Below are 24,392 nucleotides of genomic sequence, written 5' to 3'. Positions count from 1 at the left end.
AAGGAACTGCTAATGACGAAATTGAAAGTGGGCGCAGCGTTGATGGTGACTGATCTGGCGACCCATCGCGACTGGCTGATCGAGGGGCAGCGTGATCTGGAAATTCAAGACTTCCTGTTTGCCAAAAACCTTGGCCAAGAGGGGCAGGATCTGATTGCAGCCGCGAAAGCGGAACTAAAAAGTTATGAAGGGCGGCTGGGCATCCATGGGCCATTCTACGACCTGCCGCTTGATTGTCGCGACCCCGAGGTAAGAGCCGTCGTGCAAATGCGTCTTGATCAGGCATTGGACGCCGCCGCCGCGCTGGGTGCTACGCAGATGGTCCTGCACTCGCCCTATAAGACGTGGAGTTTCAACAATCTCGACGCGGATCTTACAGCCCGGGCTTCCAAAATCGGGCGAACGCACGACACGCTTGCTCCGATTGTTGAACGGGCGGGCTCACTGGGTGTTCAACTTGTGATCGAGAACATCGAGGATAAGGATCCCCGGGATCGCGTCGTACTGGCAGACAGTTTCGGTGTGGATCACGTCAGAGTGTCGCTGGATACCGGCCACGCGCATTACGCCCACGGCTCCACCGGTGCACCGCCGCTTGATTATTATGTACGTACCGCCGGGGCACGGCTGGCGCATGTTCATCTGCAGGACGCGGACGGATATGCAGACCGGCATTGGGCTCCGGGTCGGGGCACAGTTAACTGGCACGCCGTCTTTTCCGCGCTGGCGGAAAGCGCACCGACCGCGCGCCTTGTGCTGGAACTCCGCCACAGCCAGGACGTCATGACCGGATTTGCGCATTTGCATCAACTGGGGCTGGCAGAATAGCCAACCCCAATCACCAGATTAACGGACCACGTAAACGGAAACAGTCGAATGTCGTACGACCCGCGCGGCATTCGGACCCAACAGATAGTCCTTAAGATCAGGCCGATGCGCACCGATGACGATCAGATCGCTTTGCGCGGTCTCGGCCGTGTGCAGGATCTCCTGATAGGCAGTGCCGGTGGCCACCACATGGCGCACCTTGGCGTTACGCTCAGGCCCCAAGACGGTATTCCCGAGCTGCTCCAGCGCCTTATGTGCGTTTTCTATAGCGTGCTCATGGTGCTCGGGTTCAAAAAAGCTGCCCACAAAAGATTCGCCATAATCCGGCAGCACCGTGACAACATCCAACTGCGCACCATCCAAATCCGCCAGACGCGCCGCCTGCCGCAGCACTTCTGCATCTGTCTCCGGTTTACCAGCGTCCACTGCGCATAGAACAGAACGTATCATGCGGGCACCTCTTGTCTGGCGGCGCGGCCGCGTTGCAGGAAGGCGATCAGACCCAGAAGGATCAGCGCCGGGATATACATCAACTGCTTAGGCGGCTGACTGGACGGAAGGCTGACAGATGTCAGACGCACGGCCTCGTCACCGTAATAGTCGAAGATGTCCAGGTCATCCGCAACCGGAGAGCCAAACATCGGTTCTTCCAGCTTGATCAACCCATCCTCTTCGATCAACAGCAGGCCCATCGCCTCGACCCGCGCAGCACCACCGTCTTCGCTGCCCACGGGCACAACGACGGTTGTGTCTGTCATCTCAAGCGTGTCGAAATCGGGCCCGCTGATGACCATCCGCACCTCGGTGCCCGGCGGCGTATTGCCAATGGTCTCCACAAATGCGGCCGGTTCAACATTGGTGAAAGGTGGCGCGAACCTGTCCATAAGGTAGTCGGGTCGGAACAGCGCAAAGGCCACAAGGATTAAGGCAATGCTTTCGTAGATACGGCTGTGCGTCAGGAAGTACCCCATTGTTCCCGCAGTAAAGACAAGGATCGCTATTGTTGCGAATATGGCAACGATGATGCCCTCTATCCAAGTCACGTCGATCAACAGAAGGTCGGTGTTGAAAATGAACACGAAGGGCAGCGCCACGGTCCGCAGGCTGTAGAAGAAGGCGGTAAAGCCCGTTCGGATGGCGTCTCCACCCGACACGGCGGCCGCGGCAAAGCTCGCCAGACCCACCGGAGGGGTAACGTCGGCCATGATACCGAAATAAAACACGAACAGGTGCACCGCGATCAGCGGTACGATCAACCCACTCTGAGCGCCCAGTTCCACAACAACCCCGGCCATCAGCGAGCTGACAACGATATAGTTGGCCGTTGTCGGCAGGCCCATGCCAAGGATCAGACTGAGAAGCCCGACCATCACCAGCATCAGGATCAGGTTACCGCCCGACAAGAATTCGACCAGATCGGCCATCACCTGCCCGACACCGGTCAGGGTCACCGTGCCCACGATCACGCCCGCCGTGGCCGTGGCCAGAGCAATCCCGATCATGTTGCGCGCACCGTCGATCAGGCCTTGCCACAGGTCAGCAACACCGTCGATGAAACGATCGTTCAGACTGCTCTCGCCACGGAACAACGCCTTGAGCGGCTTCTGCGTCAGCAGGATCACGAACAGCAGTGCGGTTGCCCAGAAAGCAGACAGCCCCGGAGATTTCTGTTCGATCATCAGAAAGTAGACCAGAACGATAATCGGCAGCAGGTAATGCAGACCGGCCTTGTAGATGTCCGCGATAACAGGAAGCCTTACCTCTTTTGCGTTCGGGTCATCGGGCTCAAGATCCGGCACCTGCGCGGCGAGGTACAGCAACACAACGTAGATGGCACAGACGACAAGACTGAGAATCAAACCGGCTGCCGACGGAGCCCAGTTGGTCACCGCATCGACCGGAAATTGCGAGCCGTAACACAGCCCTGCGAAGACAAGGAAGAATGACAGCATCCCCACGATCGTCCGCGCCAGATGGACATCGCGGTCACCCAGCGTGGGCATGTTCCGCTTCACCGCCTCCAGATGCACGATATAGACAAGCGCGATGTACGAGATCGCAGCCGGCAGGAAGGCATGGGTGATCACCTCGACATATGAAATGCCGACATATTCCACCATCAGGAAGGCCGCCGCGCCCATCACCGGCGGCATGATCTGACCGTTTACGGAGGACGCAACCTCGACCGAGCCCGCCTGTTCGCTGCTAAATCCGACGCGTTTCATCAGCGGAATGGTGAATGTGCCAGTGGTCACAACGTTGGCGATGGACGAACCCGAGATCAGACCGGTTGCCGCCGAGCCAACGACGGCCGCTTTGGCCGGACCGCCGCGCAGGTGCCCCAAGGCACCGAAGGCCATTTTGATGAAGTAGTTCCCTGCCCCGGCTTTATCGAGCAACGCGCCGAACAGAACGAACAGGAAGACGAACTTGGTGGACACGCCCAAGGCGATGCCGAATACGCCCTCGGACGTAATCCACATATGGCTCATCGCCTTTTTCAGGCTGGCGCCCTTCCAGCGGATAACCTCGGGCACCCATTCGGAGGAGCCGAAGAATACATAGGCTAGGAAAATCGTCGCGATGATCGCCATCGCGGGACCAAGCGCTCGCCGCGCAGCCTCGAACAACAGCAACAGGCCGACCAAGGCAACCCACTTGTCCGTGTCGTCCGCAAGACCGCCCGCGTCGACGATCTTGTTGTAGAAGAAATAGCCGTAAAGCGCGACGAATGTGCCCAGAATCCCCATGATCCAGTCCTGGACGGGGATATAGTCCCTTGGGCTGGATTTGAGCGCGGGATAAGCCGCGAAGGCCAGAAACATCGCAAAGGCCAGATGAAACTGCCGCGCGTTGTTCACGACGCTGCCCGGCAGGACATAATTCGCAATCGGAGACGCCAGCACGACCTGAAAGATCGACCAGATCGCCGCGACAATGGCCAGAAAGAGCCCGACGTTACCGACAGGATTGCGCCCACCGGCATCGGACGAAGCTACAAGTTCCTGTAGCTCTTCTTCGGAAAGCGGGCGATTGGATTGTGTGTCGGAACTCATGAAATGTCTCCCCGTCGCGGCCATTTTCGGCCTTCTACGTCACCCGTTTGAATCGGGTTTGGTGCAGGGCGCCCGTAGGCACCCTGCTATAAGTCTGGCTTACTGAATCCAGCCCTTTTCTTTGTAGTACTTCTCGGCACCCGGATGCAGAGGAGCCGACAGGCCATCTGCGATCATTTCTTCGGGCTTGAGGTTGGCAAATGCCGGGTGCAGCTTTTTGAAGTCATCGAAGTTCTCGAAGACCGAGCTGACAACCGCATAAACCGCATCTTCCGACACGTCTGCCGAGGTCACGAAGGTCGCGCCAACACCAAATGTAGCGGTGTCGCCGTCCGAACCACGATACATGCCACCAGGGATGGTCGCGGTACGATAGAACGAGTTGTCGTTGACCAACTTGTCAACCGCGTCGCCGCTGACGTTCACCAAAACCGAGTCGCACGCAGTAGTGGCTTCCTGGATCGAACCCGACGGGTGACCGACGGTATAGACCATCGCATCGATCTGGTTGTCGCACAGGGCGGCAGACTGTTCAGCCGCTTTCAGCTCGGTCGCCAGTTCGAAATCGTCTGTGGTCCAACCCATTTCGCCCAGCAGAACCTCCATGGTGCCGCGCTGACCGGAACCGGGGTTTCCAATATTGACGCGCTTGCCTTTCAGGTCCTCGAAGTTGGTGATGCCGGCGTCGGCACGTGCCACAACCGTGAACGGTTCGGGATGAACCGAGAATACGGCGCGCAGGTTTTCGAAGGGCCCGGCCTCTTCGAATTTCGAGCTGCCGTTAAACGCGTGGTACTGCCAGTCGGACTGCGCCACACCAAACTCCAGTTCGCCTTCGCGGATGGTGTTGATGTTGTAGACCGAGCCGCCGGTCGATTCGACCGAGCAACGTACGCCGTGTTCCTTGCGGCCCTTGTTCACCAGGCGGCAAATCGCGCCACCGGTCGGATAGTATACGCCGGTCACACCGCCGGTACCGATGGTGATGAACTCTTCGGCATAAGCTGCCGGAGCCATCATGGCAGCGGTAACAAATGCGCCGAGGCTAAGCTTGCTGCTGTTTTTCATTTAAGAACTCCCATTTTTATTGTGTGGGCGGAAAAAGGCGAAAGCCCCTGTCCGGGGAACGTGCCGATAAGCCAGATCAGCCCGTCATGCAACGGGTGCAACTATGTGAATTTTCCAATGTCTCCCAACCGTTCCGAGGTTTCATTCAGACACAACGAATGTCAAGGCCGGCACTTCGCCAGACCGCCCAAAGCCTCAGATTTGACGCTGAAACCGGAAGTTTCCCCGCCTGTAGCCAGTATAGACCCCAAAACAACCATCCTCCAATGGTCCTTAGCGAGATCAGTAATCTTTCAAGTCGAATGGGATGTGGTGGTGCCCAAGGAGAGACTCGAACTCTCACGCCCGTGAAGGCGGGGGATTTTGAATCCCCTGCGTCTACCATTCCGCCACTTGGGCCACGCACACTGGATTAGCGTCCCGCAACGGGAAGGTCCAGAGGCAAAAATCGACCTTTCCGACGTTTGTTCCCGCGACGGAGGTTGACGGTTCTTCGGGTGCGTGTTTTTGGTTGCCTGTCCCTAGACATGGATTTTGTGTTTTATGTTGCGATCACTTTATGACTGGACCATTCGTCTGGCGGATCACCCTCATGCCCTATGGGCGCTGGCAATAGTTGCATTTGTCGAAAGCTCCTTTTTTCCAATCCCTCCGGACGTTTTGATGATTCCCATGATCCTGGCGCGGCCTTCGCGCGCGTGGCTGATCGCGACGGTGGCGCTTGTGGCCTCTGTGTTGGGCGGGTTGCTGGGATATGCCATCGGTGCCTTCTTTTACGAAAGCCTCGGCCAACCCATACTGGAAGCCATGGGCAAAGCGCAGGCGATGGAAGAGTTCAACGAAAGGTTCAACGATTTCGGGTTTTGGGCTGTGCTGACGGCGGGGGTCACACCCTTCCCCTACAAAGTGATCACGATCATGTCCGGCTGGACAGGCATGCCTTTGGGAACTTTCATAGCCACGTCCATCCTCGCACGCGCCTTGCGGTTCTTCATCGTTGCGGGGCTGTTGTGGCAGTTTGGTGAGCCAATCCGCGATTTCATCGAAAAGCGGTTGGGTTTAATGTTCACACTGTTCATCCTGCTGCTGTTTGGCGGCTTCTTTGCAGTACGGTACTTATGACAAATCGAACATCACTGATCGCTTTGGCCGCAGGCGGTTCGGCTGCTCTGCTGCTGGCCGCATGGGGTTTCCAATACCTCGGCGGAATGGCGCCCTGCAAAATGTGCATCTGGCAGCGCTACCCGCACGGGGTTGCGGTCCTGATCGGTGCTGCCGCGCTGGCGCTGCCTGGTCAGCGGGCGCTTCCGCTTCTGGGCGCTTTGGCCGCTGCGATCACTGCGGGGATTGGTCTGTTCCACGCCGGTGTCGAACAAAAGTGGTGGGAAGGCCCGTCCAGTTGCTCGTCGGGCGATATTAGCGGCTTGTCAGCGGAAGAACTGATGAACCAGATCATGTCAGCCCCGCTGGTCCGCTGCGACGAGATTCCGTGGGAACTGTTCGGGGTGTCGATGGCGGGCTGGAACGCCTTGATTTCGGCCGGTTTGGTTCTGGTCTGGATCGCGGCCTGGCGTGCGCGCTAGGCTTTATTGTTCGTCCAACTCTGCGTCCCAATACAGGAAATCGATCCAACTGTCGTGCAGGTGGTTCGGAGGGAATTTGCGCCCAATATTCCGCAAGGCCTCGGCATCGGGTTGGCGCGGAGGTTTGCGCAGCGTCATTCTCGCCTGACGCAGAGATTTCGACCCTTTGCGCAGATTGCAGGGGCTGCAGGCTGCAACCACGTTCTGCCAGCTTGTGACACCGCCTGCCGCGCGCGGAACGACATGGTCAAATGTCAGGTCCCCGCGACTGCCGCAATACTGGCATCGGAATTCGTCCCTCAGAAATAAATTAAAGCGCGTGAAGGCCACGCGCTTTCTGGGTTTTACGTAGTCTTTCAGGACAACCACCGATGGTATTCGAATCTGGGTGCTGGGACTGCGGACCACTTCGTCATATTCGGCAACGATGTCGACCCGATCCAGCCAGGCGGCTTTGATAGCCTCCTGCCATGGCCATAAAGACAGGGGATAATAGGAAAGCGGGCGATAATCGGCGTTCAAAACCAATGCCGGATGATGCTTTAGCGCACCGGGTTCCCTGACAAATTCGGTCCTGAAGTCTCCGTCCATAACAGAATCGCTCCTCGCTCTGTACTGCCCGTTTTTGACATCAGAGCGGGGAACACCCGCCCCGGCCTTAACTTAACTATATATCGTGTCAAAACTCTGACAAGCCCTGAGTTTCCACAATATCTCGGGGATTGGTTAAGCCGAATCCGTAACAACATCGTGACAGTTATCCACAGGTTGCGTTCGCTGTGTCCGGCAGGCTATGGCGAAGCATGAGCTGGTTCATCCGATTCAACAAACCCTTCGATGCGCTGCCGCAGTTCACAGATCGTGCAAATGCAGAATCACCGCGTAGTACACTGTCGGATTTCATCGACCTGCCCGGTGTGTACCCGGCGGGTCGTCTGGATCGCGACAGCGAAGGGCTGATGCTTTTGACCGATAACGGCAAGTTGCAGGCTCAGATATCGGATCCCAAACACAAGATGGCCAAGACTTATTGGGTGCAGGTCGAGGGGATACCGGACGCATCCGCATTGAAGGCGTTACGCGACGGCGTGGACCTGAAAGAAGGACCGACACGTCCGGCCAAAGCCCGGCTGATCGATCAGCCGGATGCGCTCTGGCCTCGCACTCCGCCGATTCGCGTTCGGCAGACGGTGCCGGACAGCTGGATCGAATTGACGATCCGGGAAGGCCGAAACCGTCAGGTGCGCCGAATGACAGCGGCCGTGGGCCATCCCACGCTGCGTCTGATCCGCGCCCGGATTGGCGATTGGACGCTGGAAGACCTGGCACCCGGTCAATGGGAAAGTTTGCCGATGCCAACGCTGAACTCCGTGCCCCACCGCAAGCGTGATCGCCGCCCCCGCCGGTGACACGAGCTGCGATAGCGGTTAAACTCGACATATGAAGATTACGAAGGGCATCCCTGCCCCGTCCGCCATTCTTGAAGCCGCATTGTACGTAAATGATTTGAATGCAGCCGAGCAGTTTTATGGTGAGATTCTGGGGCTAACGCAGATTCAACGCGTTGAAGACCGTCACGTTTTCTATCGGGTCGGGGATTCTGTACTTTTGCTGTTCAACCCGGATCAGACCGAACAGCCGCCCAACAACCCAGACCTACCCGTTCCTCCGCATGGTGCCCGTGGCCCGGGGCACGTCTGTCTGGTTCTGACGCGCGAAGAGATCGCAACCATGCGGAAACACCTGCTGGATTGGAACATCCCGCTTGATGCCGAATTCGACTGGCCCGGCGGCGCCAGATCGCTCTATGTCAGGGACCCGGCAGGTAACTCGGTTGAGTTTGCAGAAGGTCATCTGTGGGACTAGCGCAGGGCGTATCATTTCGAAATCCGGTTGACCGGCGTTCCATCCCGCAATGGAACGCCATAAGCCACGGAAAAATCCCGAAATCCCATCTTTTCGTAGTAGCTTAGTCCAAGGACATTATCCGCCCGGATCGTCGCATTGATAGCTTGAAAACCCAACGCCGCGGCCCGTCTCTCAGTTTCTTCGAACAGTGCGCGCCCTGCGCCGCGCAAAACCGGGTGGCGGCGGGTGAAAGTAGCGATATCGGCGCAATCTTCCGGCAAGTCTTCATAGGTCCCCAACCATTGAAACCCGGCTACCTCGCCCTGATCATCAAGCGCGACGTGGCAACAGATCGTATCCGCGCCCTCTAGAAAACTTTGTGCGAACAAGGGCTCGAAAAACGGGATTTCAAGCGCGGTCGTTCCGCCGGCAGCTATGATGTCGTTTAGAATGCAGCACGCATCGGCCACGTCCTCTCGCATCATCGGCCGCACAGCAATCATGGATCAGAGGCTCAGCTTGTCGCGCATGAAGGCCAGCGCGACGCTCAGCCCGTCGGGGGCGATACCGTGCCCCGTGCCTTTCATGACATGCGCGTAGATTTCCTTGAAACCCGCAGTCTGCAGGGCCTCGGCCGCTTCGGGTAGCGATTGGGGCGGCACGACGTCATCCGAGTCGCCATGTACCAGAAGAATGGGCATCCGGCTGATCGTTTCATCGGGCAACAGGTCCGGTTCCAGCAACCGACCTGAGAATGCAACGATCCCCGCGACAGGGTCTTCGCGGCGCGGAGCCACGTGCAAGCTCATCATCGTTCCCTGAGAGAACCCGAACAGCACAACCTGCTCGGGCAACACATCCTCATCTACCATCAGGGCGTCGAGAAACGCGTTGAAGTCCTCGACAGCCATTTCCATACCGCGCCGCGCCTCTTCTTCGGACGACCCATCGATCCAGGGGATTGGAAACCACTGAAACCCGTTGGGCATTCCGGGGATCTGCTCGGGCGCATCCGGAGCGACAAACAGCGTGTCCGGCAAATGCTCACCCAGAACGTCCGCAAGACCCAGCAAGTCGGCCCCATTGGCGCCATAGCCGTGAACGAACACCACAACCGAGCGCGTGTCGCCCGAAACCGGCTCTTTTCGGAGCGCATTCAAAACCCGTGTCATCTGATCCCTTCTCTGTCTTTGGCCACGCGGTAATAGGCCCACAAAACGCGTGCCGCAACCGATCGCCATGGCGACCATGCCTCGGCCATCTGACGCAATTCCCTGTCTGTCGGACGCTTGGGCAATTCGTAGAGAATTCGAGCTGCCTCTTGCAGCGCAAGATCACCCGGCGCGATGACGTCGGCCCGGCCCAGAGAAAACATGGCGTAAATCTCGGCTGTCCAGACACCGATTCCGGAAACCTGTGTCAGAATAGCGACAACATCTTCATTAGAAGCGTCTCGTAAAGCTTTGTAATCAATACGCGCTTCGGCCAGAGCGCGGGCATATCGGATCTTCTGGCGACTCAGGCCTACAGCACGCAGATCGTCGTCGCTGGCCCACATGATCTTACGCGGACCTGTCAGTTTTGCGTCCTGCATCCGCCTCCAGATGGCATTGGCCGAAGCAACACTGACCTGCTGACTGACAATCGCGCTCAGCAACTGGGCAAATCCGTCCGGACGGCGGCGCAAGGGCAACGGACCTGTCTGCCCGAGTGCGTATGCCATGCGGGGGCAGGCTCCGGACAACCATTCGGCGCCCTCGGCAACGCAGTCTGATGTTTCAATGATGCGTCCGACGGACATGCGCGCTCCGCGTTTCGTGGTCCCCGCCGCACGTTAGGCACCTTTGTCGCATATGCAACCCGCTTGTATGCCGGACGGATCGCCGATACGGATTACGCCATGACGATGACCGCCACGACCTCGAACGACAGGCAGGCCAAACGCAACGTCGCCGTATTGGTTGCAGCGCAGTCCCTGCTGGGGGCGCAGATGCCGATGATATTTATCGTCGGAGGGCTGGCCGGTCAGTCGCTGGCGACCAATCCCTGTCTGGCAACCCTGCCGATCTCGCTGATCGTCCTGGGATCGATGCTGGCCGCCACACCTGTTTCCGCCATCATGCAGCGTTGGGGGCGGCGCGCAGGGTTTCTTGTCGGCGCGACCGCCGGTGCCTGCGGCGGCTTGATAGGTGCGTATGGCCTGTTTCTGGGATCTTTCCCCGTCTTCCTGCTGGGCAGCCTGTTGACCGGCATCTATATGAGCGCGCACGGTTTCTATCGCTTTGCGGCTGCCGACACCGCATCGGACACGTTTCGACCCAAGGCGATCTCTTATGTCATGGCCGGCGGGCTGGCAGCGGCCATTATCGGTCCGCAGATCGTCAAGCTTACGTCAACCGCCTATGTCATTCCGTTTCTGGGGACATATCTTGCGGTGATTGCGATTAACGTCATTGGCTCGGTCCTGTTCTTTTTTCTCGATATCCCGACACCTCCACGCCCGACTGAAGAGTCGGCCAAAGGGCGCTCGCGGCTAGAGCTGCTGAAAACACCCCGCATTGCCGTTGCCATCACTTGCGCCATGGTTTCGTACGCGCTGATGAATCTGGTAATGACGTCCACACCGCTGGCGGTTGTGGGTTGTGGCTACACTGCAAATGACGCTGCCGATGTGGTCACCGCACACGTGTTGGCCATGTATGTCCCCAGCTTCTTCACGGGTCACCTGATCGCCCGTTTCGGCGTCGAAAAAATCGTCGCCCTAGGCCTGGCCATTCTGGCAGGGGCCGGGGTCGTTGCCCTGCAAGGGGTTGATCTTGGCAATTTCTTCGTTGCACTGATCCTGCTCGGCCTCGGCTGGAACTTTGGCTTTATCGGCGCCACAACCATGCTGGCCGCATCTCACAACGTGAATGAACGCGGCCGAATGCAGGGTCTCAACGACCTGTTGGTGTTTGGGGGCGTTACGGTGGCTTCGCTGGCCTCGGGCGGCCTTATGAACTGTTCGGGCGGGTCACCCGTCGAAGGCTGGACTGCCGTCAACCTGGCGATGATCCCATTGCTGACACTTGCAGGCGGCGCCTTGTTGTGGCTGGTCCTGCGCCCCTCTGAAGCCGAGACAGTCTGATCCCTACCATCGGCCGGTAGCAACAGCCCACATCAACGACAGCCTTCGCCGCACTTCGCCCTGAGACAAGTCACCGGCGGCCACACGCGCAGGCTGCGCCAGGGCCCGACGCAGCACCCATTCTGCCTGCCACCCGGCAAAAAGTGCCGGACGTGCTTCGGCTGAAATCGATGACCGTGCCTTTCGGGCGGCAACTAGCCGGATAAGTGCCTTCTCAGCCAGGTTTCGAACACCGACCGGGGTACCGTCCAGCAAAGGAATCCTGCCCCGGCTTTCAAGATCGGGAATAGCCCGAAACCAGTTCGCGACACCCACGCTATAGCCAAAATCACGCAATGTCTGTTCGTCGCCAGCGCCCAAAGATTGAGCGGCAACAACCATCAGAGTTCCTGCGCTTTGATTAATGTAGTTGTCGAAATGATCCTCGTCCTCAAACGGATCGCGATAGATATCCCAACGCCTTACGGCGACATATTCATCCAGCAATGCAGCCAAATGCGGGGACAGGCAGTGCGATAAGGGTGTAACAACCTCATGACGACGAACAGTTTGACCCTCGGCGATTTCCTGCAGCGCATCGCGCCACCACTGCAGGCGCATCTCGGCGATCATCGGTTCCTGCGTGACCCACGGCGCGCGGGCTACCTCGACATTTAGGGCATAGAGTGGGAACAGAACCGCGCGCGCCGCGACGGGTGCAGCCATGGCCGCCATGAACCGGTCGGGGTCGGCCTTGTGTACCAACGCCGCGCAGGCTTTGACGTCTTCGCCGAACTCCACGGTCACTCCGCCGCAGCCGTTTGCGAACCGCAATCCCGTACCAGTTTCCACTGGATCGCATCCAGCAATGCTTCGAAAGACGCATCAACTATGTTCGCGCTGACGCCGACGGTCGACCAACGCCGCCCCTGCCCGTCCTCGCTATCGATGATGACGCGGGTCACAGCTTCGGTGCCACCCTGCGTTATGCGTACCTTGAAGTCGACCAGATGCATGTCGTTCAAAATGCGGGAATATTGGCCCAGATCCTTGCCCAAAGCCTTCGCCAGAGCGTTCACCGGGCCGCGATCACTGCCATCCTCGTCCAGCGATTCACTGACTGACAGTTTCTTTTCCCCGTCGACCTTCACTACGACAACAGCTTCGGACAGGCTGACCATCCTGTTGTACTTGTTCTTGCGGCGCTCGACCGTGACCTTGTAGCGCTTCACCTCAAAGAATTCAGGCAGTTGGTCCAGTTCGTCCCGCGCCAGAAGTTCGAAACTCGCCTGCGCGGTGTCATAGGAGTACCCCTCGGCTTCGCGGGATTTTATCCGTTCCAGAATGCGTCCCAACGCGGGATTGCCGGCTTCGACCGTCAATCCAGCCTCGGTCAACCGCTTGCGCAGGTTGGACTGTCCGGCCTGGTTCGACATCGGGATGATACGCGCATTACCGACACTGGCCGGGTCCACGTGTTCATAGGTTGATGGGTCCTTGAGGATCGCGCTGGCGTGCAGCCCTGCCTTGTGGGCAAAAGCCGATGCGCCGACATAAGCCGACTGTTTGCTGGGGACCCGGTTCAGGATGTCGTCAAGCATCCGGCTGATCCGGGTCAGCCCGGTCAGCGCTTCCTCACTGACACCAATGTCGAAACCCGACGCGTAAGGTTCCTTCAGCAGCAAAGTTGGGATCAAAGCCGTCAGGTTGGCATTTCCACACCGCTCTCCCAACCCGTTCAACGTGCCTTGAATCTGTCGCGCCCCGGCATCCACGGCCGCCAGCGAACAGGCCACCGCATTTTCGGTATCGTTATGCGTGTGGATGCCCAACCGGTCCCCCGGCAGTCCGGCGGCGATCACCGCGGCGACAATCTGCCCAACCTCTGCCGGTAAGGCACCGCCATTCGTGTCGCACAGCACAACCCAGCGCGCACCCGCGTCCAGGGCGGCGCGGCAGACCTCGACCGCGTAGGCCGGGTTGTCCTTGTAGCCGTCAAAAAAGTGTTCGGCATCAAACAGTGCCTCACGCCCCGACGCCACGATATGTGCAATCGAAGCGCGCACATTCTCAACATTTTCCTCAAGCGAAACACCTAAGGCATGGGTCACGTGGTAATCATGCGACTTGCCGACCAAACAAACAGCCTGCGTCCCGGCGTTCATGACGGCCGCCAGAACATCGTCGTTTTCAGCCGACCGGCCGGAACGCTTGGTCATTCCAAACGCTGTCAACATGGCTGACGTCACGGGGGCGGCGTCAAAAAACGCGCTGTCCGTTGGGTTGGCGCCGGGCCATCCACCTTCGATATAGTCGACACCCAACTCGTCCAGAGCCTGAGCGATCTGAACCTTCTCGGCTGTCGAGAACTGAACCCCCTGTGTTTGCTGACCATCACGCAGGGTTGTGTCGTAGAGGTAGAGGCGTTCTTTGACCATCACACATCCTCCAGCTTGGCGGCGTTGAAACCGGCACCCGGCACCAGATCCACGCCGTCCTTGCTCATCCGAACCTCAAGCCCCGCAGCCAGATACAGCGCTTTCAGACGATCAACCTCGGCAAAGTCCTTGGTCTGCATGGCGGTCGCCCGCGCTTGGGCGAGCCTTTCGGCATGTGATGACAAATCAAGCGTGCCGGTTTCCGCCCAATCGCCCATTTCAGCCGTCAACAAACCCAATGTTTGCGCACCGGCCAACAGAGCCGCCGCATTGCCTTCCGCTGCCAGACGATGAAGTTCTGCGATGGCGCCCGCAGTATTGAGGTCATCTGCCAACGCTTCGATCACCGCGGGTGCCACGTTGGCGGCGGGCTCGATGCCCGCTGTCAGCGTCCGCCATTTGCGCAGCGTCGCCTCGGCTTCGCGCGCCTTTTTCTCGGTCCAGTCCATCGGCTTGCGGTAATGGGTTTGCAAGAAGACAAACCGGATCACCTCGCCCGGAACGCCTTGCTCCAACAGGTCATGAACGGTGAAGAAATTGCCCAGCGATTTGGACATTTTCTTTCCCTCCACCTGCAGCATTTCGTTGTGCATCCAGACCCTTGCAAACTCTCCATGCGGGTGTGCGCAGCGGCTTTGTGCGATTTCGTTCTCATGATGCGGAAACATCAGATCGTTGCCGCCGCCATGGATATCGAAACTTTCGCCCAGCAACTCATAGCTCATGGCCGAGCATTCGATGTGCCACCCCGGTCGCCCGCGTCCCCAGGGCGACGCCCACCCCGGTAGGTCGTCTGTTGATGGCTTCCAGAGCACAAAGTCCATCGGGTTCTTCTTGTAAGGCGCCACCTCGACACGAGCGCCAGCGATCATGTCATCCACCGACCGACCCGACAGCTTGCCGTATTCCTCTTTCCAGCTGTCGACGGCAAACAACACATGCCCCTCGGCCGCATAGGCATGGCCTTTGTCGATCAGGTCCTGCGTCATCGCGATCATCTGCGCGATATACTCCGTCGCGCGCGGCATCTGGTTGGGCTTCAACGCGCCCAACGCACCCATGTCATGCAGATACCAGCCGATCGTCTCATCCGACCGCTGCTGAACCAATTGCTCCAAAGGGCCATCAGCGCCTGCATTTTTCCGGGCCAGCGCAGTCGCATTAATCTTGTCGTCCACATCGGTGAAATTGCGGACATATGTCACGTGCTCGGCCCCAAACACGTGGCGCAGCAATCGAAACAACACGTCGAATACGACAACGGGCCGCGCATTTCCCAGATGTGCCCGGTCGTAGACCGTCGGGCCACAGACATACATCCGCACATTTTCAGGGTCGATCGGCACGAAATCCTCTTTCGTCCGCGTCCGTGTGTTGTGCAGTTTGATCGTCTTCATCGGGTCTTGCTCCTAAAACAGCATGCGCTTGCGCGTTGGCGCGGGCATAGCAACTTGTCTCAGGGATGAAAACGAAAGAAACCGGCCCGCGTGAGTGATCAGCAGGGAATGCAGCAGATAATGATGCAGGTCATACGGTTCATAAGCTCCGCATAGCACGAGACACATTCTGCGCCAAGCCTTGAGTTCATTCGCACCACGCGGCAAGGTTAGTGACATGAGCCGCGATTTCGTCAATTCCATATGCCGGGATTTGCCCGGCGCCGAATTATCCGACCCCTGGGGCGGAGGGCACGACGCATGGAAAGTTGGCGGCAAGATGTTTGCTTGCGTCGGCTCGGTCGGGGATGGCGTTTCTGTAAAGACGCCGGATATTGAGACCGCCCAGATGCTGATAGATGCAGGTATTGGCACCAAGGCCCCTTATTTCCACAGAAGCTGGATTCGCTTGCCCTGGGAAACCGACCCCGAGGAAATGCGCCACCGGTTGACCGCTTCTTATGACATCGTGCGCGCCTCGCTGACCAAAAAGGTACAGGCAACCCTGGCTGCACGAAGCTGATTGACAAACCTTCCAGCCTCTGCCCCATTCGGGCGAAATCAGGGAGGCGTGGAATGAAACTGTCGCATCGCATCACACATCTGACCCAAGGTGGTTCCGATGGCTGGGACGTGTTTTACCGCGCGCGCCGCATGATTTCGGAAGGCCATGCAGTGACCGAACTGACGATCGGTGAACATGACATCGGGACAAGCCCCGAGATACTTGCGGAAATGTATGCCTCTGCCCAAAGCGGGCACACGGGCTATGCGATGGTTCCCGGCACCGATCTGCTGCGCGACACTGTGGCCGCTCGGGTTCAGATGCGCACCGGAGTGAAAACTTCGCGCCACAACGTGTTGATCACGCCAGGCGGTCAGGCCGCCCTGTTCGCCGCTCACGTCGCGGTGTGCAATCCCGGCGATACGGGATTGTTCCTGGATCCCTATTACGCCACCTACCCCGGCACGATACGCGGCGCGGGAGGAATTGCCAAAGCGGTTCAGACACACGCTGAGGACGCCTTTCAGCCCCGCGCGGATGAAATAGAACAGCACGCGGACGGGGCCGTTTCCCTGCTGATCAACACGCCGAACAATCCAACTGGCGTGGTTTATTCCCCCGAAACGCTCAGCACGATCGCTGAACTTTGTCAGCGCCACGATCTGTGGCTGATCTCGGACGAGGTTTATGACACTCAGGTTTGGGAAGGATCGCACCTTTCGCCCCGTGCGTTGGCTGGCATGGCCGAGCGTACTTTGGTCGTTGGCTCCATGTCCAAATCTCATGCAATGACCGGCTCTCGTTGCGGATGGATCGTCGGCCCGGAAGAGGTGATCGAACACCTGATCAATCTGGCGACCCATACAACCTATGGCGTACCGGGGTTCATTCAAGACGCTGCAAGTTTTGCCCTTAGCGCGGGTCAGGGACCCGAGGAAGAGGTAGCCGCCCCATTCCGCCGGCGGCGTGAACTGGCAACACGGCTGCTTGCGCAGCAAAACACTGTCGGTCTGATCCCGGCACAGGGGGCGATGTATCTGATGCTGGATATTCGCGCCACCGGCCTGAGCGGTGAGGGGTTCGCAAACGCCCTGCTGGACGCACATTCCATTGCCGTTATGCCCGGTGAAAGCTTCGGCGTTGCTGCCGCGGGTCACGTGCGCGTCGCGATGACGGTTGATGATGAGAGATTCGAGGATTCGCTGAAAGTGTTGTGCGATTTCGCCGGTCAGTTGTCTCGGGACAGGGGTGCCGCCTAAGGCACGCAGCGCTCGTTAAAAACGGAATGTCGTGCGCAGATTGATGACATTTGCATCCAGCCCACCGCTGGACCGAGTCACGTCATCAAAATTCTGGCGCAAGGCCTCGCCGCTGATGACGAACCTGTCCCCGATCGGATACGCGACGCCGATCCCATAGACAGCTGCCGTGTCACTTCTGCCGGATGTGTCCGCGCGCGCAGTACCAACAACCACGTAGCCAAGGGCCGATCCAAAGTCGTAGCCGCCCCGCAGTTTCAGCCGGGACATGCTGTCGAGAGTTCCTTCAGATTGCCCGAGATCCAGGTTAAAGCGGTTGTATTCCAGCTCTCCGCCCAGAACGAAATTGCCGAAATCGAAGTCGTATCCAATATGGGGGCCGAAAACAAAATCGTTGCCGCCACTACCGCCGGGGCCATCAACATCTGCATATCCAAAGCTGAACCCGGCAAAAGCTCCCGTCCAATCCTCCGCCAGCGCCGGTCCGGCGCTCAACATCAGAATTGCGGACAGTATGGCCTTAATCGGTTTCACTCAAACCTCCGGACGTGCGCTGCCGGTTTTGGCGGGTTGCCTCACGCGAATCTGAAGCATGCCAGAAAATCAGCTAACCCAAAGTTCCTCATTAAATAACTGATATCAGCTTAACAGAATTCCATCCTTGCGGGAAAAAACATTTCCTCACGGATTCTTGCGTGACATTTAGGCCATTCGGCACTGTCGAGAGGAAGTGCAGCATGGTTAAAGAATTCCACGCAGTGGTCGCAAATAGAACAGATTATGCCGGCGTTGGTTGCCTATTCTCGTATGAAATGCCGAGGGCTCTGATGAAGAACGATGTATGGAAGATATCCCTTGTAAGCCGCACCATCGGTGCGGACCGGGGACGTGCCGCAAGGGGGCGGCCTCTGGCGGGTTGAGCCCGCCAAAACGTACTTCCTGTCTAGTAACCGGACCCAAAAATAATGAATGATCAATCCCGAAACTCCTCGCGCAGTGGCGGCCGCTCGGCCCGTCGCGCAGCCCGCTCGAGCGCCCTGCCCGACCATTTGCGTCCAGTGCGCCCCGGTATGGAGGGCGGAACCTACAAGCCGCTCAGCCAGCAGGATATGGAGCGTATTCACGCCGCAGCCCTGACCGCACTGGAAACCATCGGTCTGGCCGACGCACCGCAAAGTGGCATCGACTACCTTGTTGGTGCGGGCTGCATTCTGGGCGAGGACGGTCGCATCCGCTTCCCCCGCGCACTGGTCGAGGACATGCTGGCCAAGGCAAACCGCTCGGTCACGTTGTATAGCCGTGACGGCAAAACCGACCTGGAGTTGTCTGGAAATCGCGTACATTACGGAACCGCCGGTGCCGCCGTTCACATGGTCGACGTCCACGGGCGCGAGTATCGCGATTCGACGGTTCAGGACCTGCATGATGCGTCCCGCATTTGTGACAGGCTGGATAATATCCACTTTGTCCAGCGCCCCATGGTGTGCCGCGATATCCTGGACAATCGGGAGATGGATCTGAACACGATCTACGCGTGCTGCTCGGGCACGTACAAGCATGTTGGCACCTCGTTCACCGATCCAAGCTATGTCGCTCCGGCCATGGAAATGCTGCACATGATCGCTGGCGGCGAGGAAAAGTGGCGCGAACGGCCATTCGTGTCGAACTCCAACTGTTTTGTCGTGCCGCCGATGAAATTTGCAACCGAAAGTTGCGAGGTGATGGAGGCCTGCATCAAGGCCGGAATGCCGGTTCTGCTTCTGTCAGCGGGCATGGCAGGCGCAACGGCGCCGTCCACTATTGCCGGCGCCATCACGCAGGCCACGGCCGAATGTCTGGCTGGTCTGGTCTATGTAAATGCTGTCAAACCCGGCGCTCCGGCAGTTTTCGGCACCTGGCCGTTCGGTCTGGACCTGCGTACCGGTGCAATGTCGGTCGGATCCGGTGAGCAGGCCCTGCTGAGCGCAGGCTGCGCGCAAATGCACAAGTTTTATGGCCTGCCCGGTGGCGCCGCGGCCGGTGCATCGGATTCGAAACTGCCGGACATGCAAGCCGGCTGGGAGCAAATGTGCTCAAACGTCATGGCAGGTTTGGCCGGACTCAACATGGTGTACGAGGCTGCCGGCATGCATTCGTCGCTGCTGGGTTTCTGCCTTGAAAGCCTGATCCTTAGTGATGATCTGATCGGTCAAGCCCTGCGCTGCGTACGTGGGATCGAAGTCACGGATGACACGTTAGCTCTCGACCAGATCGCCGAGGTTTGCCTGGGCGGGCCCGGGCATTACCTCGGAACGGATGCCACGCTCAGCCGGATGCAGGTGGACTACGTCTACCCTGCACTGGGCGACCGAACGTCGCCCAAGGAATGGGCGGAACTGGGCAAACCGGATCTGATCGAAAAGGCGATTGCGCGTAAGGAAGAAATCCTGGCCACCCCGTCGCAAGCGAAATTCGATCCCCTTCTGGATGCTGAACTGCGCGCCAAATTCAACATTCACTTGCCTGTATAACCCGTTGAAAATGCAGCGGCCCGAACGGAGTCGGGCCGCCGTCGCGATGAGAGATCAGCCGTTGCTTGGGGGAAGCAGACCGGCTTCCTGCGCCACCGCGATCTCGTCCGCGTCCAGCGCGCCGTCACCATTTGTATCCATGGTCGAGAAGACGTCGGCGTCAACTTCGGGCACAACGGCCTGAACTTCTTCGATGGTCAGTACCCCGTCGCCGTTGGCGTCAGCCGTGGATTGCGCAACTGCCAGAGTCGGCAGTCCAAGTACAATTGCTGAAATGACAGCCATGTTTTGCGGTTTCATAAAGGTGCCTCCTGAGTGAGTTTTTTGTGTCTTGGTGTCCGGACAGGCATCAAAAACACCCTCACCCACCCCCTCGTCACCCGTTTTGCGGGACTTTTGCGTTTTCGCGCCAATCTCCGCGTGTTTCGCCGAGTCGCATCCGCAATCCGCCGCTGTACAAAATGACCAATGGGCGTTTCGGCGGTTCTTGCCCGACAAAATTGCAGTGATCCGGCGAACCTGTGCTCAAATCGGCGACTCGGCAGCCTCAAAAAGAAAGGGGGCCGAAGCCCCCTGTCAGTTTCGCCTTCCAGGCTCATATCGTTGACCGCCCGGTGTTTTTTTGCCTGCGGCCTGGACTGCGCATGGGACGAGCGCACCCGCCCCGTGAGAGAGTGGGAGGGAGCAATATTCCGCCCCACCCTGTTCCCGGTCGACACGGGCATGCCGACCGAGTGGAGCAAGGCGCCTTGGGTAAGTCTCAGGCCTTGCTCCGTATTCGTCGGGGCCGGTCACTGTGGCAGCTTCCGACCCCTGCACCCCGGGTTGCCGGGGCGTTTTCCTCAGCTACACCCGCTTGTCGCGCCGCAGGTGTTGCATTTCATGCAGGTGCCGTTGCGCACCAATGTGTAGTTGCCGCATTCGCCGCAGGGATCGCCCTCATAGCCCTGCATCTTGGCCTTGGTGCGGGCGTCCATGCTGGTCGCCACGGCGGTTTCTGCCGGCGCTTCGAACTGCGCGGCTGTTTCTGCCAAGCCGTTCACTTCGGCCTGTCCGCCGTTAAAAACCATCAGATCCTGCGGCAGGCGTTTACGCAGGTAGCCTGTCGAGCTGATTTGTTTCAGCACTTCCAAGGACTTGGTGGCAGCACTGTCGCTGATTTCCGAGACATTTGACAAACCGTCTTCCTCGCCCCGGCCCAGATCGTCAAAGGTCGCGCCTTCGGGTTTCACATGGGCCAGATCGGTGCGGTCCAGATAGGACACGGCCAGTTCGCGGAAGATGTAATCCAGGATCGACGTCGCGTTCTTGATCGAGTCGTTGCCCTGCACCATCCCTGCTGGTTCGAACTTGGTGAAGGTGAAGGCGTCGACGAACTCTTCCAGAGGTACGCCATATTGCAGGCCGACCGACACAGCGATGGCGAAGTTGTTCATCATCGCCCGGAAGCCAGCGCCTTCCTTATGCATGTCGATGAAGATCTCGCCCAGCTTGCCGTCTTCGAACTCACCGGTTCGCAGATAGACCTTGTGGCCGCCGACGATTGCCTTCTGGGTATAACCCTTGCGGCGATGCGGCAGTTTCTCACGATGGCTGCGGATCATTTCCTTGACCACAACCTTCTCGATCACCTTCTCGGCGAGAACGACGGCTTTTTCCTGCGTCGAACCGCTTTCCAGCACTTCTGCCGCCTCATCGTCATCCTCGACCAGCGCCGCTGCCAGAGGTTGCGACAGTTTCGAGCCATCGCGGTACAATGCATTCGCCTTAACACCCAGCGACCAGCTGAGTTCATAGGCCTTCTGGCAATCCTCGATGGTAGCGTCGTTCGGCATGTTGATCGTTTTACTGATCGCGCCCGAGATGAAGCTTTGCGCTGCAGCCATCATAGTGATGTGGCTATCAACCCCAAGGGAACGCTTGCCTTTCTTGCCGCACGGGTTGGCGCAGTCGAAGATCGCGTAATGCTCTTCCTTCAGATGCGGCGCCCCTTCCAGCGTCATGGTTCCACAAACGTGGTCGTTGGCCGCGTCGATATCCGCCTTGGTAAAGCCCAGATGACGCAGCAGGTCGAAGGTCGGGTCATTCAGCTTGGTTGCCGGGATGCCCAGAACGCCGGTGCAGAAATCCTCGCCTAGTGTCCACTGGTTGAAGACGAACCGGATGTCGAAGGCGCTTTCCAGCGCGGCGTCCACTTTAGCCAGTTCGTTCGGGCCAAAGCCATGACCCGTCAGCGAAGTATGGTTGATCCCCGGCGCGTTGCCGATAGTGCCATGACCGACAGCATAACCCACAATCTCTTCGATCTGAGACGAGGAATAACCCAGCTTTTCCAACGCCGACGGCACCGAGCGGTTGATGATCTTGAAGTAACCGCCTCCCGCAAGCTTCTTGAACTTGACCAGAGCAAAGTCCGGCTCGATCCCGGTGGTGTCGCAATCCATCACCAGACCGATGGTGCCGGTGGGCGCGATCACGGTCGCCTGCGCATTGCGGTAACCGTTCTTTTCGCCAAGGCTCAGTGCCTCATCCCAGGCCGACATGGCCAGATCAATCAGACGCTTGTCTGGGCAGTTGCCATGGTCCAGCGGCACCGGCTTAACAGCCAGTTTTTCATAACCCTCGGTCACTCCTTGTGACGCACGGCGGTGGTTACGGATGACGCGCAGCATGTGGTCGGCGTTGCGTTCGTAACCTTTGAACGGGCCAAGCTCTCCGGCAATCTCGGCCGAGGTCGCATAGGCTACACCGGTCATGATCGCGGTCAGTGCGCCACAGATCGCCCGGCCCTCATCCGAGTCGTAGCTGTAGCCCATGTTCATCAGCAGGCCACCGATGTTCGCGTAGCCCAGACCCAAAGTACGGAAATCATAGGACAGCTGCGCGATTTCCTTCGACGGGAACTGCGCCATGGTCACTGAGATTTCCAGCGTCAGGGTCCACAGACGCGAGGCGTGCATATAGTCCGCCGCCTGGAATTCACCATCCTTGAGGAAGGTCAGCAGGTTCATCGACGCCAAGTTACAGGCCGTGTCGTCCAGGAACATGTATTCCGAGCACGGGTTCGAGCCGCGAATCTCACCATCTTCGGGGCAGGTATGCCATTCGTTAACCGTGTCGTGGAACTGTATGCCTGGGTCGGCGCAGGCCCATGCCGCGTGACCGACCTTCTCCCACAGATCGCGGGCCTTGACTGTGCGGGCGACCTTACCGTCGGTGCGATTGATCAATTCCCAATCGGCGTTCTTTTCGACCGCAGTCAGGAACGCATTGGTCACACGGATCGAGTTGTTCGAGTTCTGGCCAGATACCGAGCTGTAGGCTTCCGAATCCCAGTCCGTATCATAGGTCGGGAATTCGATGCTGTCGTGGCCCTGCTTGGCGTAATCCAGAACACGTTTGATGTAAGTCTCGGGGATCGCGACCTTTTTCGCCTCGCGAACCGCTTTCTTCAGGCTGTCATTCTTGTTGGGATCATACGCATCATCTTGCGCACCGTCCCAGCTGCGGATGGCCTCGAAAATGCCGTTCAGCATCTTCTCGTGCATCTTCGATCCGGCAACGATCGAGGCCACCTTCTGCTCTTCAATCACCTTCCATTCGATGAATTGCTCGATATCCGGGTGATCTGCATCGACGATTACCATCTTTGCTGCCCGACGGGTTGTCCCGCCTGATTTGATCGCGCCAGCGGCGCGGTCGCCGATCTTGAGAAATCCCATAAGGCCCGAGGACTTGCCGCCACCCGACAGCGCCTCGCCTTCTGCACGCAGATGGCTGAAGTTGGTCCCGGTGCCCGAGCCGTATTTGAACAGGCGCGCTTCGCGCACCCACAAATCCATGATGCCGCCTTCGTTCACCAGATCATCATCAACGGACTGGATAAAACATGCGTGCGGCTGCGGATGCTCGTAAGCGGATTTTGATTTGGTCAGCTTGCCGGTTTTGTAATCGACATAGTGATGGCCCTGCGCCGGGCCATCGATTCCATAGGCCCAGTGCAGACCGGTGTTGAACCACTGCGGAGAGTTCGGCGCCGCACGCTGCGTGGCCAGCATATAACGCATCTCGTCAAAGTAAGCACGCGCATCTTCTTCGGACGAGAAATAGCCACCTTTCCAGCCCCAATATGCCCAAGCGCCGGCCAAACGGTCGAACACTTGCTTTGAGGAGGTTTCGCCGTCGAATTCAGCACCATCAGCGGGGACAGAGCGCCACAGGAATTCGGGAACGTCCTTCTCTTTGACCTTTTTCAGCCTGGACGGAACACCGGCCTTGCGGAAATACTTCTGCGCGATGACATCACTGGCCACCTGACTCCAACTGGCCGGGACTTCGATTTCGTCGAGTCGGAACACGATGGTGCCATCAGGGTTTCGGATTTCCGAGGTCGCCGACACAAAATCCAGATCTGCGTATGCATCTTGCCCTGGTTTGGTGAACTTTCTTTCAATCTTCATTTCCGCAGCCCCAATTCAGCCCAATGTTCGCTTCCCGGCACTTAAACTTGTCCTGCGGGGTGCCGCCCGCCTTGCCGCCAAATTTCGGACACTACGGGACGGTGCGCCGTCCAAGACAGCGCAGAACCGATCAAACGGTTGCACGTCGCAATTAAGTGCTTTCCGACCCTCGCCCATTGCCTGCTCTGGCTATTTCGCTACCAGATTTAGTGGCAATCCTTTCGGCCCATACAATTTGGCGTATCTACCCATAGGAGGTCAACGTTCTTTTTCCGTCATTTTTGAAATCTTTTTT

The 24,392-nt window shown here is 58.4% G+C and carries 22 protein-coding genes and 1 tRNA gene; 9 read left to right on the top strand and 14 right to left on the bottom strand.

The window, feature by feature from the left end; all coding sequences use genetic code 11:
- The first annotated feature begins 12 nt into the window (after positions 1-12).
- A complete protein-coding gene (locus AC2TEL_RS13795) occupies positions 13-828 on the top strand; it encodes a sugar phosphate isomerase/epimerase family protein (protein WP_480839894.1) in 816 nt (271 codons plus the stop codon).
- Positions 829-846: 18 nt separating this feature from the next.
- Here AC2TEL_RS13795 and AC2TEL_RS13790 read toward each other — a convergent pair whose 3' ends face one another.
- The 4 genes from AC2TEL_RS13790 to AC2TEL_RS13775 all read right to left on the bottom strand — a co-directional run bounded on the left by AC2TEL_RS13790 (position 847) and on the right by AC2TEL_RS13775 (position 5,351).
- Positions 847-1,278, bottom strand: a complete 432-nt coding sequence (locus AC2TEL_RS13790) for a universal stress protein (RefSeq protein WP_480839896.1) — start codon at positions 1,276-1,278, stop codon at positions 847-849.
- On the bottom strand, positions 1,275-3,884 hold the full coding sequence (locus tag AC2TEL_RS13785) for a TRAP transporter permease (protein ID WP_480904551.1): 2,610 nt from the start codon (positions 3,882-3,884) through the stop codon (positions 1,275-1,277). Before AC2TEL_RS13785 ends, AC2TEL_RS13790 begins: the two co-directional genes overlap by 4 nt.
- A gap of 99 nt (positions 3,885-3,983) precedes the next feature.
- Positions 3,984-4,952, bottom strand: a complete 969-nt coding sequence (locus tag AC2TEL_RS13780) for a TAXI family TRAP transporter solute-binding subunit (RefSeq protein ID WP_480839900.1) — start codon at positions 4,950-4,952, stop codon at positions 3,984-3,986.
- A gap of 313 nt (positions 4,953-5,265) precedes the next feature.
- Positions 5,266-5,351, bottom strand: a tRNA-Leu gene (locus tag AC2TEL_RS13775).
- A gap of 144 nt (positions 5,352-5,495) precedes the next feature.
- Here AC2TEL_RS13775 and AC2TEL_RS13770 point away from each other — a divergent pair.
- Both AC2TEL_RS13770 and AC2TEL_RS13765 read left to right on the top strand, forming a co-directional pair.
- Positions 5,496-6,074 (top strand): YqaA family protein, encoded by a 579-nt coding sequence (locus AC2TEL_RS13770; RefSeq protein WP_480839902.1) that lies wholly within the window; start codon positions 5,496-5,498, stop codon positions 6,072-6,074.
- Complete coding sequence (locus AC2TEL_RS13765) at positions 6,071-6,535, top strand: disulfide bond formation protein B (protein WP_480839903.1); 465 nt, start codon at positions 6,071-6,073, stop codon at positions 6,533-6,535. Before AC2TEL_RS13770 ends, AC2TEL_RS13765 begins: the two co-directional genes overlap by 4 nt.
- A gap of 3 nt (positions 6,536-6,538) precedes the next feature.
- Here AC2TEL_RS13765 and AC2TEL_RS13760 read toward each other — a convergent pair whose 3' ends face one another.
- Complete coding sequence (locus AC2TEL_RS13760) at positions 6,539-7,126, bottom strand: HNH endonuclease (protein ID WP_480839905.1); 588 nt, start codon at positions 7,124-7,126, stop codon at positions 6,539-6,541.
- 212 nt (positions 7,127-7,338) lie between these two features.
- On the opposite strand from AC2TEL_RS13760, the gene AC2TEL_RS13755 reads away from it, so the two are divergent.
- Positions 7,339-7,944 carry a pseudouridine synthase gene (locus tag AC2TEL_RS13755; protein WP_480904548.1) on the top strand — a complete coding sequence of 202 codons (606 nt, stop codon included), beginning with the start codon at positions 7,339-7,341 and terminating at the stop codon, positions 7,942-7,944.
- Between the two features lie 31 nt (positions 7,945-7,975).
- Positions 7,976-8,401 carry a VOC family protein gene (locus AC2TEL_RS13750; RefSeq protein WP_480904546.1) on the top strand — a complete coding sequence of 142 codons (426 nt, stop codon included), beginning with the start codon at positions 7,976-7,978 and terminating at the stop codon, positions 8,399-8,401.
- A gap of 11 nt (positions 8,402-8,412) precedes the next feature.
- Here AC2TEL_RS13750 and AC2TEL_RS13745 read toward each other — a convergent pair whose 3' ends face one another.
- The 3 genes from AC2TEL_RS13745 to AC2TEL_RS13735 are packed head-to-tail and all read right to left on the bottom strand — an operon-like array spanning position 8,413 to position 10,184.
- On the bottom strand, positions 8,413-8,886 hold the full coding sequence (locus AC2TEL_RS13745) for an N-acetyltransferase family protein (RefSeq protein ID WP_480904544.1): 474 nt from the start codon (positions 8,884-8,886) through the stop codon (positions 8,413-8,415).
- 3 nt (positions 8,887-8,889) lie between these two features.
- Positions 8,890-9,555, bottom strand: coding sequence for an alpha/beta hydrolase (locus tag AC2TEL_RS13740; RefSeq protein WP_480839913.1), 666 nt, complete (start codon positions 9,553-9,555; stop codon positions 8,890-8,892).
- The gene (locus AC2TEL_RS13735) at positions 9,552-10,184 is read right to left on the bottom strand and encodes a DNA-3-methyladenine glycosylase family protein (RefSeq protein ID WP_480839915.1); all 633 of its coding nucleotides are present in this window, start codon (positions 10,182-10,184) and stop codon (positions 9,552-9,554) included. The genes AC2TEL_RS13740 and AC2TEL_RS13735 overlap by 4 nt, the downstream gene beginning before the upstream one ends.
- A 99-nt stretch (positions 10,185-10,283) precedes the next feature.
- Between AC2TEL_RS13735 and AC2TEL_RS13730 the strand changes: the two genes are divergently transcribed.
- Positions 10,284-11,510, top strand: a complete 1,227-nt coding sequence (locus tag AC2TEL_RS13730) for an MFS transporter (protein WP_480904541.1) — start codon at positions 10,284-10,286, stop codon at positions 11,508-11,510.
- A gap of 3 nt (positions 11,511-11,513) precedes the next feature.
- Here AC2TEL_RS13730 and AC2TEL_RS13725 read toward each other — a convergent pair whose 3' ends face one another.
- From AC2TEL_RS13725 to cysS, 3 genes are read right to left on the bottom strand one after another with little or no spacing between them, the layout of a single operon-like run.
- The gene (locus AC2TEL_RS13725; protein WP_480904638.1) at positions 11,514-12,290 is read right to left on the bottom strand and encodes a squalene/phytoene synthase family protein; all 777 of its coding nucleotides are present in this window, start codon (positions 12,288-12,290) and stop codon (positions 11,514-11,516) included.
- A gap of 2 nt (positions 12,291-12,292) precedes the next feature.
- The gene (cimA, locus tag AC2TEL_RS13720; RefSeq protein WP_480904539.1) at positions 12,293-13,927 is read right to left on the bottom strand and encodes a citramalate synthase; all 1,635 of its coding nucleotides are present in this window, start codon (positions 13,925-13,927) and stop codon (positions 12,293-12,295) included.
- Complete coding sequence (gene cysS / locus AC2TEL_RS13715) at positions 13,927-15,324, bottom strand: cysteine--tRNA ligase (RefSeq protein ID WP_480904536.1); 1,398 nt, start codon at positions 15,322-15,324, stop codon at positions 13,927-13,929. Before cysS ends, cimA begins: the two co-directional genes overlap by 1 nt.
- Before the next feature lie 217 nt (positions 15,325-15,541).
- Here cysS and AC2TEL_RS13710 point away from each other — a divergent pair, with 217 nt between their 5' ends.
- On the top strand, positions 15,542-15,886 hold the full coding sequence (locus AC2TEL_RS13710) for an MmcQ/YjbR family DNA-binding protein (RefSeq protein WP_480839919.1): 345 nt from the start codon (positions 15,542-15,544) through the stop codon (positions 15,884-15,886).
- Positions 15,887-15,939: 53 nt separating this feature from the next.
- Positions 15,940-17,127 carry a pyridoxal phosphate-dependent aminotransferase gene (locus tag AC2TEL_RS13705; protein ID WP_480904533.1) on the top strand — a complete coding sequence of 396 codons (1,188 nt, stop codon included), beginning with the start codon at positions 15,940-15,942 and terminating at the stop codon, positions 17,125-17,127.
- A 15-nt stretch (positions 17,128-17,142) separates the two neighbouring features.
- Here the strand turns inward: AC2TEL_RS13705 and AC2TEL_RS13700 are convergent, their stop codons facing one another.
- Positions 17,143-17,661 carry an outer membrane protein gene (locus AC2TEL_RS13700; RefSeq protein WP_480904530.1) on the bottom strand — a complete coding sequence of 173 codons (519 nt, stop codon included), beginning with the start codon at positions 17,659-17,661 and terminating at the stop codon, positions 17,143-17,145.
- 431 nt (positions 17,662-18,092) lie between these two features.
- On the opposite strand from AC2TEL_RS13700, the gene AC2TEL_RS13695 reads away from it, so the two are divergent.
- Entirely contained in the window at positions 18,093-19,637 is a 1,545-nt protein-coding gene (locus AC2TEL_RS13695) for a trimethylamine methyltransferase family protein (RefSeq protein ID WP_480904527.1), read from the top strand.
- A 54-nt stretch (positions 19,638-19,691) separates the two neighbouring features.
- Here AC2TEL_RS13695 and AC2TEL_RS13690 read toward each other — a convergent pair whose 3' ends face one another.
- Together AC2TEL_RS13690 and AC2TEL_RS13685 are read right to left on the bottom strand one after the other, a co-directional pair.
- On the bottom strand, positions 19,692-19,937 hold the full coding sequence (locus AC2TEL_RS13690; RefSeq protein WP_480839924.1) for an EF-hand domain-containing protein: 246 nt from the start codon (positions 19,935-19,937) through the stop codon (positions 19,692-19,694).
- 542 nt (positions 19,938-20,479) lie between these two features.
- Entirely contained in the window at positions 20,480-24,097 is a 3,618-nt protein-coding gene (locus AC2TEL_RS13685) for a vitamin B12-dependent ribonucleotide reductase (RefSeq protein WP_480904524.1), read from the bottom strand.
- Between the last annotated feature and the right edge of the window lie 295 nt (positions 24,098-24,392).

It is taken from the genome of Ruegeria sp. HKCCD9138 (assembly GCF_057220975.1).
Note: the sequence above shows the minus strand (reverse complement) of the source record. Positions and strands in the feature narration are given on the sequence as shown.

Coding starts and splice junctions, on each gene's coding strand:
- cimA (WP_480904539.1), bottom strand. CDS start 13,927: ATGGTCAAAGAACGCCTCTACCTCTACGACACAACCCTGCGTGATGGT.
- AC2TEL_RS13785 (WP_480904551.1), bottom strand. CDS start 3,884: ATGAGTTCCGACACACAATCCAATCGCCCGCTTTCCGAAGAAGAGCTA.
- AC2TEL_RS13765 (WP_480839903.1), top strand. CDS start 6,071: ATGACAAATCGAACATCACTGATCGCTTTGGCCGCAGGCGGTTCGGCT.
- AC2TEL_RS13690 (WP_480839924.1), bottom strand. CDS start 19,937: ATGAAACCGCAAAACATGGCTGTCATTTCAGCAATTGTACTTGGACTG.
- cysS (WP_480904536.1), bottom strand. CDS start 15,324: ATGAAGACGATCAAACTGCACAACACACGGACGCGGACGAAAGAGGAT.
- AC2TEL_RS13780 (WP_480839900.1), bottom strand. CDS start 4,952: ATGAAAAACAGCAGCAAGCTTAGCCTCGGCGCATTTGTTACCGCTGCC.
- AC2TEL_RS13695 (WP_480904527.1), top strand. CDS start 18,093: ATGAATGATCAATCCCGAAACTCCTCGCGCAGTGGCGGCCGCTCGGCC.
- AC2TEL_RS13730 (WP_480904541.1), top strand. CDS start 10,284: ATGACGATGACCGCCACGACCTCGAACGACAGGCAGGCCAAACGCAAC.
- AC2TEL_RS13755 (WP_480904548.1), top strand. CDS start 7,339: ATGAGCTGGTTCATCCGATTCAACAAACCCTTCGATGCGCTGCCGCAG.
- AC2TEL_RS13795 (WP_480839894.1), top strand. CDS start 13: ATGACGAAATTGAAAGTGGGCGCAGCGTTGATGGTGACTGATCTGGCG.
- AC2TEL_RS13750 (WP_480904546.1), top strand. CDS start 7,976: ATGAAGATTACGAAGGGCATCCCTGCCCCGTCCGCCATTCTTGAAGCC.
- AC2TEL_RS13790 (WP_480839896.1), bottom strand. CDS start 1,278: ATGATACGTTCTGTTCTATGCGCAGTGGACGCTGGTAAACCGGAGACA.
- AC2TEL_RS13745 (WP_480904544.1), bottom strand. CDS start 8,886: ATGATTGCTGTGCGGCCGATGATGCGAGAGGACGTGGCCGATGCGTGC.
- AC2TEL_RS13685 (WP_480904524.1), bottom strand. CDS start 24,097: ATGAAGATTGAAAGAAAGTTCACCAAACCAGGGCAAGATGCATACGCA.
- AC2TEL_RS13740 (WP_480839913.1), bottom strand. CDS start 9,555: ATGACACGGGTTTTGAATGCGCTCCGAAAAGAGCCGGTTTCGGGCGAC.
- AC2TEL_RS13705 (WP_480904533.1), top strand. CDS start 15,940: ATGAAACTGTCGCATCGCATCACACATCTGACCCAAGGTGGTTCCGAT.
- AC2TEL_RS13735 (WP_480839915.1), bottom strand. CDS start 10,184: ATGTCCGTCGGACGCATCATTGAAACATCAGACTGCGTTGCCGAGGGC.
- AC2TEL_RS13770 (WP_480839902.1), top strand. CDS start 5,496: ATGTTGCGATCACTTTATGACTGGACCATTCGTCTGGCGGATCACCCT.
- AC2TEL_RS13710 (WP_480839919.1), top strand. CDS start 15,542: ATGAGCCGCGATTTCGTCAATTCCATATGCCGGGATTTGCCCGGCGCC.
- AC2TEL_RS13760 (WP_480839905.1), bottom strand. CDS start 7,126: ATGGACGGAGACTTCAGGACCGAATTTGTCAGGGAACCCGGTGCGCTA.